The sequence below is a fragment of the Bacillus sp. LSHTCR4 genome (assembly GCF_057197025.1).
Window position 1 is genome coordinate 1 of sequence record NZ_JBXUNO010000013.1, and the last position, 14,838, is coordinate 14,838.

The window sequence follows — 14,838 nt, forward strand, 5'->3', positions numbered from 1 at the left end:
GAACACGGAAGTTAAGCTCTCTAGCGCCGATGGTAGTTGGGACCTTGTCCCTGTGAGAGTAGGACGTCGCCAAGCAACTAAAAACACAAGTCTTTTGACTTGTGTTTTTTTTATTTCCCATGAAATAGGCTCGGTTCTGCTAGTAAAAAATTCGAAATGTAGTAAGGAATTTTTTGGGCGGAAATAGTAAGAAATTGATAAATAAATGGGTAATCTTCAGAGCCATAGCTTCCAAGTAAATCATACCACCAATCTGTTTCATATCTAGAAATCATACTTAAATTGTAGAGCAATAAATAATGAACAAGAAGCTCGGGTAATACGGGTTTAGGATTTCTAGGGTCAGTTGTAAGTGGTAAGTAATAAGTATCAGCGAGATATTCGTAGTATAAAGGCGTACTATATATAGGATTCCACGATTGGACAGGAGCTGTAAAAAGTAAATTGGAGGCGCTCGTTTTCCCAGTGACATGTTGCACGGATAAGTGCTTACAAATTGATTCAATATAACGTGAAAATCTTTCTGAAGTCATATGAAGTCGATCTAGTATGTTGACTGAAAAGGAAAGTTCATTTGCATTTGTTGAATCAATTTTATACAAAGTGGCACCTCGTTGACTATAGCGAAATAAGTTTTGTAATTCAGGAATATTCCCCATTAAATCCAACATATTAAACTTCTCTGATTCTAAGTGTTTCATGTGAAACAGCTGTTCTGCAACATGAGTAAATAATCCATTTTTTTGTACCTTCACCTCATCTTCTAAAAATTGATATCCCTGTTTTTTTCGTTTACGAGTCGTAACGCCATGAGCTAAAACAGTAGTGGATTCAGGATAGTTCGGATCAATAGTTAGTAAGCACGCTTTAAAAAGTTGGCTCATTCCGTAAAATAATAACATTGGCTGAATCGAAAAGGGAGCTACCTTATATAATTCATAATAATTTTTCCCATGTTCTAAGTAATAAATAAAGGGATAACAATTTTCAAAACTTTTTTTTTCAGCATCTTGTATGGAGGATTTTTCATAACAACGGGCAAGATAACGTTGTACATTTTGAGATGAAAAGAAGAAACTTAATTGCTGCCAAGTACAATGTTTTTGATGCATATATTACGCTCCTTTTATTGTCTAAAAATTCTAACATATATACACGTCCTTGACAGTATTTTAACCAATTGATAAGCTACTAATAATAATTTCTGGTATCATGGGGGGAACAATTATGTGGGAATCTAAATTTGTTAAAGAAGGTTTGACTTTTGATGACGTATTACTTGTACCAGCAAAGTCAGATGTACTACCAAGAGAAGTAAGTGTTAAAACAGTTTTATCTGAAAGCTTACAGTTAAACATTCCGTTAATTAGTGCAGGTATGGATACAGTAACAGAAGCTGATATGGCTATTGCAATGGCTCGTCAAGGCGGTTTAGGAATTATTCATAAAAACATGTCTATTGAACAACAAGCCGAGCAGGTTGATAAAGTAAAACGTTCTGAAAGTGGTGTTATTTCAGATCCTTTCTTTTTAACTCCAGAACATCAAGTGTATGATGCAGAGCACCTTATGGGAAAATATCGTATCTCAGGTGTACCGGTTGTAAATAATTTAGACGAGCGAAAATTAGTTGGTATTATTACAAACCGTGATATGCGTTTTATCCAAGACTACTCAATCAAAATTTCCGACGTAATGACAAAAGAACAGCTAATTACAGCTCCAGTTGGTACAACGCTAGATGAGGCTGAAAAGATCCTACAAAAGTATAAAATTGAAAAACTCCCTCTTGTTGATAACAACGGTGTATTACAAGGGCTTATTACAATAAAAGATATTGAAAAAGTAATTGAATTCCCAAATTCCGCGAAGGATAAGCAAGGGCGCTTATTAGTTGGAGCAGCAGTTGGTGTAACGGCTGATGCTATGACTCGTATCGACGCATTAGTAAAAGCTAGCGTAGATGCAATTGTACTTGATACAGCTCATGGACATTCTCAAGGTGTTATTGATAAAGTAAAAGAAGTTCGTGCAAAGTATCCGTCATTAAATATTATTGCTGGAAATGTTGCTACTGCTGAAGCAACAAGAGCATTAATTGAAGCAGGTGCAAACGTAGTTAAAGTTGGTATTGGACCAGGCTCTATCTGTACAACACGTGTTGTAGCTGGGGTTGGTGTACCACAATTAACAGCGGTTTATGATTGTGCAACAGAAGCTCGTAAACACGGTATCCCAGTTATCGCTGACGGTGGTATTAAGTACTCTGGTGATATGGTTAAAGCTTTAGCAGCAGGGGCACATGTTGTTATGCTAGGTAGTATGTTTGCTGGTGTTGCTGAAAGTCCTGGTGAAACTGAAATTTATCAAGGTCGCCAATTTAAAGTATATCGTGGTATGGGTTCTGTCGGAGCGATGGAAAAAGGAAGTAAAGATCGTTATTTCCAAGAAGGAAATAAAAAACTTGTTCCAGAAGGTATTGAAGGACGAGTACCATATAAAGGACCTTTAGCAGATACAGTTCATCAATTAGTTGGTGGATTACGTGCGGGTATGGGATATTGCGGAGCACAAGATTTAGAATTCTTACGTGAGAATGCACAATTTGTTCGTATGTCAGGTGCTGGTTTACTTGAAAGTCATCCTCATCACGTACAAATTACAAAAGAGGCTCCAAACTACTCATTATAATGTCTTATATATAAATAGACGGAGATTTTATATCTCTGTCTATTTTTTTTTGATTATGTTAGAATAACGGTTATGTGAGTACATAGATATTGGGGGTAGCAAAAGTGAAAGGTATGTTTTGCAAAAGATTCATTGCGCTAGTAACAATGCTTACACTAGCTTGTAGTATGTTGTTACCATATAGCAATGCATCAGCTGAAACAGGAGCTGCTTTAAACATTGAAGCAGGTGCGGCAATTTTAGTAGAAGCGAATTCTGGGAAAATTGTATATCAAAAGAATGCAGATGAATTATTATCCATTGCTAGTATGACAAAGATGATGAGTGAGTATTTAGTTCACGAAGCAGTGGATAAAGGAAAGCTTAAGTGGGATCAGAAAATTAAGGTTTCTGAATATGCGTATAAAGTTTCACAAGATGCTTCATTATCAAATGTGGCATTAGAAAATGGTGGTTTTTATACAGTAAAAGAGTTATACGAGGCAATGGCAATCTTCTCTGCAAATGGTGCAACGATTGCATTAGCAGAAGCAATTGCAGGTAAAGAAGTAGATTTTGTAAAAATGATGAATAATAAATCGAAAGAACTAGGGTTGAAAAATTATAAATTTGTCAATTCTACAGGTTTAACGAATAAAGATTTAAAGGGAATGCATCCAGAAGGAACAACAGCGGATGAAGAAAATAAAATGTCTGCAAAGGATGTTGCAACTTTAGCACAACATTTAATTAAAGATTATCCCAAAGTGTTAGATACAGCAAAAATCCCGAAAAAAGAATTCCGTCCAGAAAAAGAGAAGTTTGCAATGTCGAACTGGAACTGGATGTTAAAGGGCTTAGTTAAAGAATATGATGGTGTAGATGGCCTAAAAACAGGCTCAACTCCAGAAGCGGGAGATTGCTTCACTGGTACGGTTGAAAGAAACGGTATGCGTTTTATTTCTGTAGTGATTAAAACAAGTTCTCATACAGCACGTTTTGATGAAACAAAGAAGCTATATGATTATGGATTTGCTAACTTTGAAATGAAACAAATGTATAAAAAAGGTTCTTCAGTAAAAGGACAAGAAACAGTACGAGTAGAAAATGCGAAAGATAAAGATGTAGCAGTTCAAACGAAACAAGCCATTTCACTTCCAGTACCAAAAGGAAGTAAAGATGTTTATAAAACAGAATTAAAAGAAGCAAGTAAGGGACAAGAAGCACCTATTAAAAAGGGAGCTGCGCTTGGTCAAATGGTAATTACGCCAAAAGATACAAACGACCCTGGATTTTTAACTGGTAAGTCGTTACAAGTGGATCTTGTAACAACATCTGAAGTAGAAGAAGCAAACTGGTTTACTCGTGCTATGCGCGGAATTGGTTCTTTCTTTAGTGGTATATGGAATAGTGCTGTTGATACAGTAAAAGGTTGGTTTTAAAAGCTCCTCATTGTAGGGGCTTTTTCTTATTCCTATTTTTCATACCGACTTTATGAAAAAGTAGTAGACAAGCATCTGATAGTTAGTGGTAGAATGTAAGAGTATTCTTAATTTTCGCCTTTAACGGGGAAAAGCAATTCACCTAGGGGGGTTTTTGTAACATGACAAATGTAACAGGGACAGAACGTGTAAAACGTGGAATGGCAGAAATGCAAAAAGGCGGCGTTATTATGGACGTAATTAACGCTGAACAAGCAAAAATTGCAGAAGAGGCAGGCGCAGTTGCCGTTATGGCATTAGAGCGTGTACCAGCAGATATTCGTGCAGCAGGTGGCGTTTCTCGTATGGCAGACCCAACAATCGTTGAAGAAGTTATGGGTGCTGTGTCAATTCCGGTTATGGCAAAATGCCGTATCGGTCACCTTGTAGAAGCACGTGTATTAGAATCATTAGGGGTAGACTATATCGATGAGAGTGAAGTATTAACTCCAGCTGATGAAGTATACCATTTAAATAAACGTGATTACACAGTTCCGTTTGTATGTGGTTGCCGTGATATCGGAGAAGCTGCACGTCGTATTGCAGAAGGTGCATCTATGCTTCGTACAAAAGGTGAACCAGGAACAGGAAACATTGTAGAGGCAGTGCGTCATATGCGTCAAGTCAATGCAGAAATCCGTCAAGTTGCAAGTCTACGTGAAGATGAGTTAATGACATATGCAAAAAATACTGGTGCTCCTTATGAAGTACTACTTGAAATTAAACGCCTTGGTCGTTTGCCGGTTGTAAACTTTGCAGCAGGTGGTGTAGCAACACCTGCAGATGCAGCGTTAATGATGCAACTTGGTGCGGATGGTGTATTTGTTGGATCTGGTATCTTTAAATCAGAGAATCCAGCGAAATTTGCGCGTGCAATCGTTGAAGCGACAACTCATTATGAGGATTACGAATTAATTGCAAGCCTTTCTAAAGGATTAGGTAATGCGATGAAAGGTATCGAAATTTCAACGTTACTACCAGAGCAACGCATGCAAGAGCGTGGATGGTAATTGAAGGAGAACTTTAAAATGGTGAAAATCGGTGTACTAGGTCTTCAAGGTGCAGTTCGTGAACATGTAAAATCAGTTGAAGCAAGTGGTGCAGAAGCTGTTATTGTAAAGCGCATAGAACAACTTGAAGAGATTGATGGTCTTATTTTACCAGGCGGTGAAAGTACAACTATGCGCCGTCTTATTGATAAGTATGCTTTCATGGAACCACTTCGTACATTCGCGAAGTCTGGTAAACCAATGTTTGGTACATGTGCAGGAATGATTCTTCTTGCAAAAACACTTATTGGCTATGACGAAGCACATATTGGTGCTATGGATATTACGGTTGAGCGCAATGCGTTTGGACGTCAAAAAGATAGCTTTGAAGCTGCACTTTCTATTAAAGGTGTGGGAGAAGATTTTGTTGGCGTATTTATTCGTGCTCCGTATGTTGTAAATGTAGCGGATGATGTTGAGGTACTTTCTACACATGGTGATCGAATGGTGGCTGTAAGGCAAGGGCCGTTTTTAGCTGCTTCTTTCCATCCGGAATTAACGGATGATCATCGTGTAACAGCATACTTTGTAGAAATGGTAAAAGAAGCGAAAATGAAAAAAGTTGTATAAGTAACTTGCAACTTGTATAAGATTATAGTAAATTGATGGTAACAATTTTATAAAATAAGCGTGTTGATAGGAAGTAGTAACAAATGTCGTTTCTTATAGAGAGTCGATGGTTGGTGGAAATCGATAGAAACAGTTTGTGAATCCATCCTGGAATGGAATGTGGAATATCTTGATGATTAGTAAACATTCCCGGTGAAGAGCCGTTATTTCTACTTGAGAGGAAGGCGGTAATGCTTTCAACTAGGGTGGCAACGCGGGTTAACTCCCGTCCCTTTATATAGGGACGGGAGTTTTTTGTGTTTTATAAAATAAAAGGAGGAGTATATAATGCTTGATATTAAATTTTTACGTACAAATTTTGAAGAAGTAAAAGCAAAGTTACAGCATAGAGGCGAAGATTTAACTGATTTTGGTCGCTTTGAAGAGTTGGATATGAGAAGAAGAGAACTACTTGTTCAAACAGAGGAACTAAAAAGTAAACGTAACGAAGTATCTCAACAAATCTCTGTATTGAAGCGCGAAAAGAAAGATGCAGAAGCTCTAATTTTAGAAATGCGTGAAGTTGGAGAAAAAGTAAAAGAGCTTGATAATGAACTTCGTACAGTTGAAGAAGATCTAGAAAGATTGATGCTATCTATTCCAAATATTCCTCACGAATCTGCTCCAGTTGGTGAAACAGAGGATGATAATGTAGTAGCTCGCACTTGGGGAGAAGTAAAGGAATTTGCTTTTGAACCAAAACCACATTGGGATCTTGCTACAGATTTAGGAATTCTAGATTTTGAACGTGCTGGAAAAGTAACAGGAAGCCGCTTCGTATTCTACAAAGGTGCTGGCGCAAGATTAGAGCGTGCTTTAATTAGCTTTATGCTTGATCTTCATACTGATGAGCATGGATATGAAGAAGTATTACCTCCTTATATGGTAAACCGTGCAAGCATGACAGGGACAGGACAACTTCCGAAATTTGAAGAAGATGCATTCCGTATTGAAAGTGAAGACTACTTCTTAATTCCAACAGCTGAAGTACCTGTAACAAATATGCACCGTGATGAGATCTTAAATAAAGATCAATTGCCTATAAGATATGCTGCATTTAGCTCTTGTTTCCGTTCTGAAGCAGGTTCAGCTGGCCGTGATACACGTGGTTTAATTCGTCAGCATCAGTTCAATAAAGTAGAGCTTGTAAAGTTCGTAAAACCAGAAGATTCTTATGAAGAGTTAGAAAAACTAACAAATGATGCAGAACGCGTGTTACAATTATTAGAGTTGCCATATCGCGTTATGAGCATGTGCACAGGCGATTTAGGATTTACAGCAGCGAAGAAATACGATATCGAAGTATGGATTCCAAGCTATGGCACATATCGTGAAATCTCTTCTTGTAGTAATTTCGAGGCTTTCCAAGCGAGACGTGCAAACATTCGTTTCCGTCGTGAACCAAACGGCAAACCAGAACATGTTCATACATTAAATGGATCTGGTCTTGCAATTGGACGTACGGTGGCAGCTATTTTAGAGAACTACCAACAAGAAGATGGTACAATTATAATTCCAGAAGTTCTTCGCCCTTATATGGGAGGAAAAACAGTTATTAAGTAAATTTATAAACATTCATCGGTATGAGTGATTGGTAATTATGAGCGTTGTCAGTACTATAATGTAGGAGAGGGAAAGTAAAATTTTCCTTTCCTCATAATTTATTTTAGTAGGGTTGACTAACTGTTTTTCTTTTGATATTATATTTGATGTCAATATGGAGGTATACCCAAGTCTGGCTGAAGGGATCGGTCTTGAAAACCGACAGGCGGCGAGAGTCGCGCGGGGGTTCGAATCCCTCTACCTCCTCCAGATATAATTGACAACAGCGCATATAAGTGGAGATTGGAGAACTCGTTACCAACACGTAACGAGTTTTTATTTTAAAACCAATCATAAAGTATGGTGTAAGGATATATTGTCCTTATTACACACTCATATTCCGATGATTATCTTCATAGATATGAAAGGAGTCAACATGGATCTTATTATACAAACGTTTCCTTTAGATGGAAAAACTTTATATTATGTACAATGTCCTGTCTGTAAGAACAATAGAATTTTAAACAGTGGTGCAAATGTATCACGCATTATTAGCGATGATACATTCCGTAAACTTTGTGGTTGCACTTGTAATGTAAAGCAAACTGCAACAAAAGTAGAGGCACCAAAAAAAGTTAAAAAAGAAGCTGTAAAGAAAGAAGCAGCTCCAAAACGTACAGGTAAAGTATTAACAGCAGTAATTAACGGGAAAGAAATGACTGTTAAAGAGATTGCTGAGGCGTACGATATTAGTACAAGTACTGTTCGTCAGCGTATTAACGCTGGAAAACCTGAGAGTGAAATTATTGCTCCAACAAAGAAGAAGTAATTTAATAGAAAAACCCGTGCGTATGCACGGGTTTTTTATTTTACAAGTTTACGTGTTTGTTTTAAAAAATGGCCGATTTTTTTAATGATTGGTTCAATGGAATCGCCATCTTTTAAAATATCGTATTCATTAATGTTTAATCGTAAAACAGGGCATGAATTAAAGTTATTAATCCAGTTTTCATAACGCCCATGCATCTCTTTCCAATACTCAATTGGTGTTTGCTGTTCCATCGGACGTCCACGTTCTTGGATACGATCAACGATATCATCGAAAGAACCTTCTAAGTAAATGAGTAAATCTGGATGAGGGAAGTAAGGAGTCATGACCATAGCGTCAAATAAACCTTTGTATGTTTCATAATCAGTTTCCGTCATTGTACCTTTTTCGTGATGCATTTTTGCAAAAATGCCAGTGTCTTCATAGATAGAGCGATCTTGAACAAAACCACCACCGTATTCAAAAATTCTTTTTTGTTCTTTAAATCGTTCTGCTAAAAAGTACACTTGTAAGTGAAAGCTCCAGCGTGTGAAATCAGCATAGAACTTGTCCAAATACGGGTTAGAATCTACCTTTTCAAATGACGTGCGATACCCTAAAGCGTTAGCCAATGCAGTTGTCATAGTGGATTTGCCGACACCTACTGTTCCAGCGATAGTGATTACTGCGTCATTTGGGATATCATATTTTTGCCTTAAATTCATTATTATTTCGACTCCTTTAAGAGAGTATTTTGAAGGGCAGATAGGATGACGTTTAAATCATCAGGATTTTTTACAAAATCCATATCGTCTCCATTAAATTTCAATACTGGGATATCTGGATGGTCTTTTTTAAAAGCATCCATTGCTGTTTCGTAATCTTTTGTGAGCTGTAGTAAGTAATTTGGGTCCATATTTTTTTCGAATTCTCTTCCGCGCATTGCGATTCGCTTTTGTAATGTTTCTAAGCTAGCTGTTAAATAAACGATAACGTTTGGAACTGGCATATCTTGTGTAAGGATACGATAGATTTGCATGTACTTGTCATATTGAGAATCTTTTAATGTACGGGATGCGAAAATTACATTTTTGAATATATGATAGTCCGCTACTACTGGCTTCCTTTGATTCAAATACTTTATGTTAATATCTTCTAATTGTTTGTATCTATTACAAAGAAAGAACATCTCTGTTTGAAAACTCCATTCGTCGATGTCTTCATAGAACTTTCCTAAAAAGGGGTTTTCATCAACAATCTCTTTCAGTAAGTGGAGTTGCATGTGAGTTGAAATTTCCTTCGCAAGTGAAGTTTTTCCAACACCAATTGGTCCTTCAACCGTGATAAATGGTACTCCGGTCACGCTGTTTCCTCCTTTCAATCAGTGATTTACCGTGACTACTAAAAACACAAAACAGAATTATTGTAGCACAAGAGGGAAGCGAGCGGGTTAATTTGATATAAAAAGTTAGAAAATAGATATATGTATTAATTAAATTTTATTTGAGACGACGGTACTATATTTGCTTTTAATGTGGTTTCCATTATTTTCAAAGCATGCAGGTTATCCTGATCATCATTAGATGCAATACAGTCCTGTGGTACATACAATGTATAATTTCTCATATGAGCATCGTTAGCTGTAAAGAGGATACATATATTCCCGGCGACTCCTGTTAATATTAGATTTTCTATTTTTAAATATCCTAATAAAGAATTTAAAGGTGTTTCATAAAAAGCAGAGTAATGTGGTTTAATAAAAATGTAATCATCAGAATTTGGGGCGATCTGATGAATGATATTTTCACTATACTCATTTGTACAATGAGTAATCAATTGGTCAATATCAGATCTCCAAAGTTGATAATGGTCATTAATATAAATGACGGGGTAACCGAAGGATTTCATTGTTTTCTTTAATTGTAAAATAGGTTTAGTTATAATTTCGCATTTTTGGGCTAGGATGGGCCCGTGTGAAAATTGAAAATCATTAATCATATCGATAATGAGTAAGGCAGTATTCTTCATATGTAATCCCCTCTCTTTTTTCTTAGGGTGGATTGAATTTGTAAAAGTTATCCCATGTGTAGTAAATGGAAATAAGTGTACTTTATTTGTAATGAAAGGACTATGTTATGGAACGTGATCAAGATATTTATTTTATGCAGTTAGCAATAGAAGAGGCTAAAAAAGCAGAGGCAATACAAGAAGTACCGATTGGTGCAGTTATAGTATTAAATGGTGAGGTAATTAGTGTTGCTCATAATTTAAGGGAGACTGAGCAAAGATCAATAGCTCATGCTGAGTTGTTAGCTATTGATGAGGCGTGCAAAAAATTAGGGACATGGCGTTTAGAAGATGCGACATTATATGTAACATTAGAGCCTTGTCCGATGTGTGCGGGTGGAATTGTTTTATCACGAGTAAAGCGAGTTGTATATGGCGCAAGTGATCCGAAAGGTGGGTGTGCAGGGACATTGATGAATCTGTTAACGGATGAACGCTTTAATCATCAATGTGAAGTAGTATCTGGTGTATTAGAAGAAGAGTGCGGTACGCTGTTAACGAACTTTTTTAGAGAGCTTCGTAAAAAAAGAAAAGCGATTAAGAATTTAGAGAAAAGCAAAGCGAATTAACGTATTTGCATTTTATAAAAAAACAAGTTATACTGATAGTGCCTTTAATGAAGGCAACCGAATATTGGTTTTAACTTTGCCGTGCTAAGCGGGGAGGTAGCGGTGCCCTATACTCGCAATCCGCTCTAGCGAGGCCGAATCCCTTCTCGAGGTTATGTTGCTGTAAGGCCTGCCTTAAGTAAGTGGTGTTGACGTTTGGGTCCTGCGCAACGGGACCCCGTGAACCTTGTCAGGTCCGGAAGGAAGCAGCAATAAGCGGGTCTTCTCGTGTGCCGCAGGAGTGCCTGAACCGAGCTAACTGCTTAAGTAACGCTTATGGTACGTAATCGACAGAAGGTGCACGGCAGTTATATATGTATACAAAACCCACCTTAATACTAAGGTGGGTTTTTTGTATAGAAAATAACTTTTGGAATCTATAAACAGAATGGGTTATAATAAATGAGATAATAACCTTTGAGGGAGGCCGTATTTTCGTGTCATACCAAGCGTTATACCGAACATGGAGACCGCAAAAGTTTGAAGATGTAGTCGGTCAAAAGCACGTGACAAAAACGTTGCAAAATGCCCTTCTTCAAGAGAAAGTTTCACATGCTTATTTATTTTCTGGGCCGAGGGGAACAGGAAAAACGACAATTGCAAAAGTGTTTGCAAAAGCAATTAACTGTGAACATGCTCCGGTAGCTGAACCTTGTAATGAATGTCCTTCTTGTTTGGGGATTACACAAGGATCTATTTCAGATGTATTAGAAATCGATGCGGCTTCAAATAACGGTGTAGATGAAATTCGAGATATTAGAGATAAAGTAAAATATGCTCCAAGTGCTGTAGAATATAAAGTATACATTATTGATGAAGTTCACATGCTTTCTATGGGTGCCTTCAATGCGCTTTTGAAAACGTTAGAAGAACCACCAGGACATGTCATCTTTATTTTGGCGACAACAGAACCGCATAAGATACCGCCTACAATTATTTCGCGTTGCCAACGTTTCGAATTTCGAAAGATATCAGTAAATGATATTGTTGAGAGATTATCGACAGTTGTAAACAATGAAGGTACGCAAGTAGAAGATGAGGCGTTACAAATCGTTGCACGTGCCGCTGAAGGTGGTATGCGTGATGCGCTTAGTCTTATTGATCAGGCAATATCTTATAGTGATGAGACCGTTACGACAGAAGATGTATTAGCTGTAACGGGGTCTGTTTCTCAGCAATACTTAGGCAACTTAGTAGAATGTATACGTGAAAATGATGTATCAAGAGCATTGCGTATCATAGATGAGATGATGGGTAAAGGGAAAGATCCAGTTCGCTTTATGGAAGATTTCATTTACTATTATCGTGATATGCTTTTATATCAAACTTCACCACAACTGGAACATATGTTGGAAAGAGTAATGGTAGATGAGCAATTCCGAATGTTAAGTGAAGAAATGCAACCGGAAGTAATCTATGAAATTATTCATACTCTTAGTAAGGGACAGCAGGAAATGAAGTGGACAAATCATCCGCGAATTTTCTTAGAAGTTGTTATGGTACAACTGTGTCAACAGTTCATGATGCAAGCAAATGGTGCAGATCGTTTACAAGCAATTATGAACAGGATGCAGCAATTGGAGAAAGAGTTAGAACAAGTCAAGAAGAATGGTGTGCCGGTTGGTGTGCCACAGGAAGTTAGAGAGACGCGTGCAGCACCAAAGCCAGTACGGACAGGGAGTATGAAGATTCCTGTTGGACGCGTAAATGAAGTATTAAAGCAAGCGAAGCGTCAAGATTTAGAACAATTAAAAGCTGTATGGGGTGAGTTGTTAGGAAGGCTCAAATCATACAATAAAGTGGCGTTTGCTGTTTTATTAGAAAATAGCGAACCAGTAGCGGCTTCGGATGATACTTACGTTTTAGCGTTCCAATATGAGATTCACTGTAAAATGGCAAGCGAAAATCGAGAGGCTATGGATACAGTGGAACAAGCTTTATTTGAACTGCTAAGTAAAAGATTAAATATGATTGCCATTCCAAAAAGTGAATGGGGTAAAATTCGTGAAGATTTTTTACAGCGTGAAGGCGGAAGTTCTGAAGAAAGTCCAGAGAAAAAAGAAGATCCTCTTATAGAAGAGGCCGTAAAATTAGTAGGGCAAGAACTCATTGAAATAAAAGAGTAATAATAATTAGGAGGAATTAATTATGATGCGTGGCGGAATGGGAAATATGAATAACATGATGAAACAAATGCAAAAGATGCAAAAGGAAATGGCAAAGGCGCAAGAAGAACTTGGCGAAAAAACAGTTGAAGGTACAGCTGGCGGCGGTATGATCACAGTTATTGCAAATGGTCATAAGCAAATTCTTGAAGTAAAAGTGAAAGAAGAAGTTGTAGATCCAGAAGATATCGAAATGTTACAAGACTTAGTTTTAGCTGCAACGAACGATGCGCTTAAAAAAGCTGATGAACTTTCAAACTCTACAATGGGTAAATTTACAAAAGGCCTAAACTTACCGGGTGGAATGTTCTAGGAGGATATTGATATATGCATTATCCAGAACCAATATCAAAACTAATTGATAGTTTTATGAAGTTGCCAGGAATCGGACCGAAAACAGCGGTTCGATTGGCATTTTTCGTATTAGATATGAAAGAAGATGATGTGTTAGGTTTTGCAAAAGCACTTGTAAATGCGAAGCGAGACTTAGCATATTGTTCTGTATGTGGGCATATTACTGACCGTGACCCTTGTTATATTTGTAACGATTCGCATCGAGATCAATCAGTTGTTTGTGTCGTGCAAGAACCGAAAGATGTAATCGCGATGGAAAAGATGAAAGAGTATCAAGGTGTATATCATGTGTTACGTGGTGCTATCTCTCCAATGGAGGGAATTGGACCAGAAGACATTAATATCCCGCAACTTTTAAAACGACTACACGATGAAACAGTACAAGAAGTAATATTAGCAACAAATCCTAATATTGAAGGGGAAGCTACAGCAATGTATATATCCCGCCTCTTAAAGCCGACAGGTATTAAAGTAACTCGTATTGCACACGGTCTGCCAGTTGGTGGAGATTTAGAATATGCAGATGAGGTGACACTGTCGAAAGCGTTAGAAGGTCGTAGAGAAGTATAAGAGGAGAAACAAAAATGTTCTTTCAAAAAAAGGGTAAATTGCGTAAAGAGTATGATGATAAGCTAATTGTACTATTAGAAAAAGTGAAGAATGAATGGCTACGTCAAAAGAGAATGGTTGAACAAAGCGTTGAACCATCTCAAGATGTACTTTGTTCTTTGAAAATAGCAGAGGCGAAATATTTCTTCTTGCTAAAAGAAGCAAAACGTCGTCCTGTAAAGATGGAACAATGGTAAAAGGTTCTGCTGAAAAAGCAGAGCCTTTTTATTTTATTCGTTAAATATGTAGTGGTCACTTCGTCTGGAAAGATCGATTAATGGTTTTATGAAGAACGTGTTGCCGAATCAAGGTGAATAAGATGAAACGACTGGAGTTATATAATCGATGTTCTTTTTTATCGTCTTGTCCCATACAAATAAATGTGTATAGGTCATTCATAAGGAGGAAAAAATGAATTCTACAATTATTATTGTTGGTATTCTTGCGTTAGTTTTTATTTTCCTTGTTTTTGGCGTTTCTTCTAAGCCGTTACGTTTTATAGGAAAAGCGCTCTTTCATGTTACTTTGGGCGTAGCATTACTTTTTATCGTAAATGTTGTAGGAACGTATTTTGATTTTCATATTCCAATTAACTTGGGCACCGCAACAATCACAAGTTTATTAGGTCTACCTGGTGTTGCTGCATTAGTGGTTATTAAGCTCTATATTATGCCAAGATAAATTTATTTTGGCATTTTTTTAAAAAGTGTTGACTTACGAATGATTAATATGGTAAATTAATAAGCGTCGTCAGGAACGAAAGAAAAAAGTTGTTGACACATTTAACGCGAAATGTTAAATTATAAAAGTCGCTGAAACGCGATGTTGAACTTTGAAAACTAAACGAAACAAACAACGTGAAACGTCAATTTTTAT

The 14,838-nt window shown here is 37.2% G+C and carries 16 protein-coding genes, 1 tRNA gene, 1 other RNA gene and 1 other annotated feature; of the genes, 14 read left to right on the forward strand and 4 right to left on the reverse strand.

Features of this window, described 5'->3' with window-relative positions:
* Positions 1-110: 110 nt before the first annotated feature.
* Positions 111-1,112: a YaaC family protein gene (locus AC2CGR_RS27965; protein ID WP_087963841.1), complete on the reverse strand. Its 1,002-nt coding sequence runs from the start codon at positions 1,110-1,112 to the stop codon at positions 111-113.
* 115 nt (positions 1,113-1,227) lie between these two features.
* On the opposite strand from AC2CGR_RS27965, the gene guaB reads away from it, so the two are divergent.
* The 7 genes from guaB to AC2CGR_RS28000 all read left to right on the forward strand — a co-directional run bounded on the left by guaB (position 1,228) and on the right by AC2CGR_RS28000 (position 8,180).
* Complete coding sequence (gene guaB, locus AC2CGR_RS27970) at positions 1,228-2,691, forward strand: IMP dehydrogenase (RefSeq protein WP_000264079.1); 1,464 nt, start codon at positions 1,228-1,230, stop codon at positions 2,689-2,691.
* 113 nt (positions 2,692-2,804) lie between these two features.
* Positions 2,805-4,112: a D-alanyl-D-alanine carboxypeptidase DacA gene (gene dacA / locus AC2CGR_RS27975; RefSeq protein WP_131102686.1), complete on the forward strand. Its 1,308-nt coding sequence runs from the start codon at positions 2,805-2,807 to the stop codon at positions 4,110-4,112.
* A gap of 161 nt (positions 4,113-4,273) precedes the next feature.
* Positions 4,274-5,161 carry a pyridoxal 5'-phosphate synthase lyase subunit PdxS gene (pdxS, locus tag AC2CGR_RS27980; RefSeq protein ID WP_000186156.1) on the forward strand — a complete coding sequence of 296 codons (888 nt, stop codon included), beginning with the start codon at positions 4,274-4,276 and terminating at the stop codon, positions 5,159-5,161.
* Between the two features lie 18 nt (positions 5,162-5,179).
* The gene (pdxT, locus tag AC2CGR_RS27985; RefSeq protein WP_000238775.1) at positions 5,180-5,770 is read left to right on the forward strand and encodes a pyridoxal 5'-phosphate synthase glutaminase subunit PdxT; all 591 of its coding nucleotides are present in this window, start codon (positions 5,180-5,182) and stop codon (positions 5,768-5,770) included.
* A gap of 54 nt (positions 5,771-5,824) precedes the next feature.
* Positions 5,825-6,046 (forward strand) — a binding site (T-box leader).
* Between the two features lie 51 nt (positions 6,047-6,097).
* The gene (serS, locus tag AC2CGR_RS27990; protein WP_087963843.1) at positions 6,098-7,372 is read left to right on the forward strand and encodes a serine--tRNA ligase; all 1,275 of its coding nucleotides are present in this window, start codon (positions 6,098-6,100) and stop codon (positions 7,370-7,372) included.
* A gap of 156 nt (positions 7,373-7,528) precedes the next feature.
* Positions 7,529-7,621, forward strand: a tRNA-Ser gene (locus AC2CGR_RS27995).
* 166 nt (positions 7,622-7,787) lie between these two features.
* Positions 7,788-8,180, forward strand: a complete 393-nt coding sequence (locus AC2CGR_RS28000; protein ID WP_000364209.1) for a sigma factor-like helix-turn-helix DNA-binding protein — start codon at positions 7,788-7,790, stop codon at positions 8,178-8,180.
* 35 nt (positions 8,181-8,215) lie between these two features.
* Here the strand turns inward: AC2CGR_RS28000 and AC2CGR_RS28005 are convergent, their stop codons facing one another.
* From AC2CGR_RS28005 to AC2CGR_RS28015, 3 genes are all read right to left on the reverse strand, one after another.
* Positions 8,216-8,884, reverse strand: coding sequence for a deoxynucleoside kinase (locus tag AC2CGR_RS28005; RefSeq protein ID WP_001053585.1), 669 nt, complete (start codon positions 8,882-8,884; stop codon positions 8,216-8,218).
* A gap of 2 nt (positions 8,885-8,886) precedes the next feature.
* Positions 8,887-9,522 carry a deoxynucleoside kinase gene (locus AC2CGR_RS28010; protein WP_000148224.1) on the reverse strand — a complete coding sequence of 212 codons (636 nt, stop codon included), beginning with the start codon at positions 9,520-9,522 and terminating at the stop codon, positions 8,887-8,889.
* A 125-nt stretch (positions 9,523-9,647) separates the two neighbouring features.
* Positions 9,648-10,187: a cysteine hydrolase family protein gene (locus AC2CGR_RS28015; protein WP_087963845.1), complete on the reverse strand. Its 540-nt coding sequence runs from the start codon at positions 10,185-10,187 to the stop codon at positions 9,648-9,650.
* A gap of 107 nt (positions 10,188-10,294) precedes the next feature.
* Here AC2CGR_RS28015 and tadA point away from each other — a divergent pair, with 107 nt between their 5' ends.
* The 7 genes from tadA to AC2CGR_RS28050 all read left to right on the forward strand — a co-directional run bounded on the left by tadA (position 10,295) and on the right by AC2CGR_RS28050 (position 14,643).
* Positions 10,295-10,795 carry a tRNA adenosine(34) deaminase TadA gene (gene tadA / locus AC2CGR_RS28020; protein WP_087963846.1) on the forward strand — a complete coding sequence of 167 codons (501 nt, stop codon included), beginning with the start codon at positions 10,295-10,297 and terminating at the stop codon, positions 10,793-10,795.
* Between the two features lie 79 nt (positions 10,796-10,874).
* Positions 10,875-11,139, forward strand: an RNA gene (gene ffs / locus AC2CGR_RS28025) — signal recognition particle sRNA large type.
* 132 nt (positions 11,140-11,271) lie between these two features.
* A complete protein-coding gene (gene dnaX, locus AC2CGR_RS28030; protein ID WP_000121556.1) occupies positions 11,272-12,960 on the forward strand; it encodes a DNA polymerase III subunit gamma/tau in 1,689 nt (562 codons plus the stop codon).
* 25 nt (positions 12,961-12,985) lie between these two features.
* The gene (locus AC2CGR_RS28035; protein WP_001996460.1) at positions 12,986-13,312 is read left to right on the forward strand and encodes a YbaB/EbfC family nucleoid-associated protein; all 327 of its coding nucleotides are present in this window, start codon (positions 12,986-12,988) and stop codon (positions 13,310-13,312) included.
* A gap of 14 nt (positions 13,313-13,326) precedes the next feature.
* Positions 13,327-13,923, forward strand: a complete 597-nt coding sequence (gene recR, locus AC2CGR_RS28040) for a recombination protein RecR (RefSeq protein ID WP_000559169.1) — start codon at positions 13,327-13,329, stop codon at positions 13,921-13,923.
* 14 nt (positions 13,924-13,937) lie between these two features.
* On the forward strand, positions 13,938-14,159 hold the full coding sequence (locus tag AC2CGR_RS28045; protein WP_000466020.1) for a YaaL family protein: 222 nt from the start codon (positions 13,938-13,940) through the stop codon (positions 14,157-14,159).
* A 214-nt stretch (positions 14,160-14,373) separates the two neighbouring features.
* The gene (locus tag AC2CGR_RS28050; RefSeq protein WP_001089263.1) at positions 14,374-14,643 is read left to right on the forward strand and encodes a pro-sigmaK processing inhibitor BofA family protein; all 270 of its coding nucleotides are present in this window, start codon (positions 14,374-14,376) and stop codon (positions 14,641-14,643) included.
* Positions 14,644-14,838 lie beyond the last annotated feature (195 nt).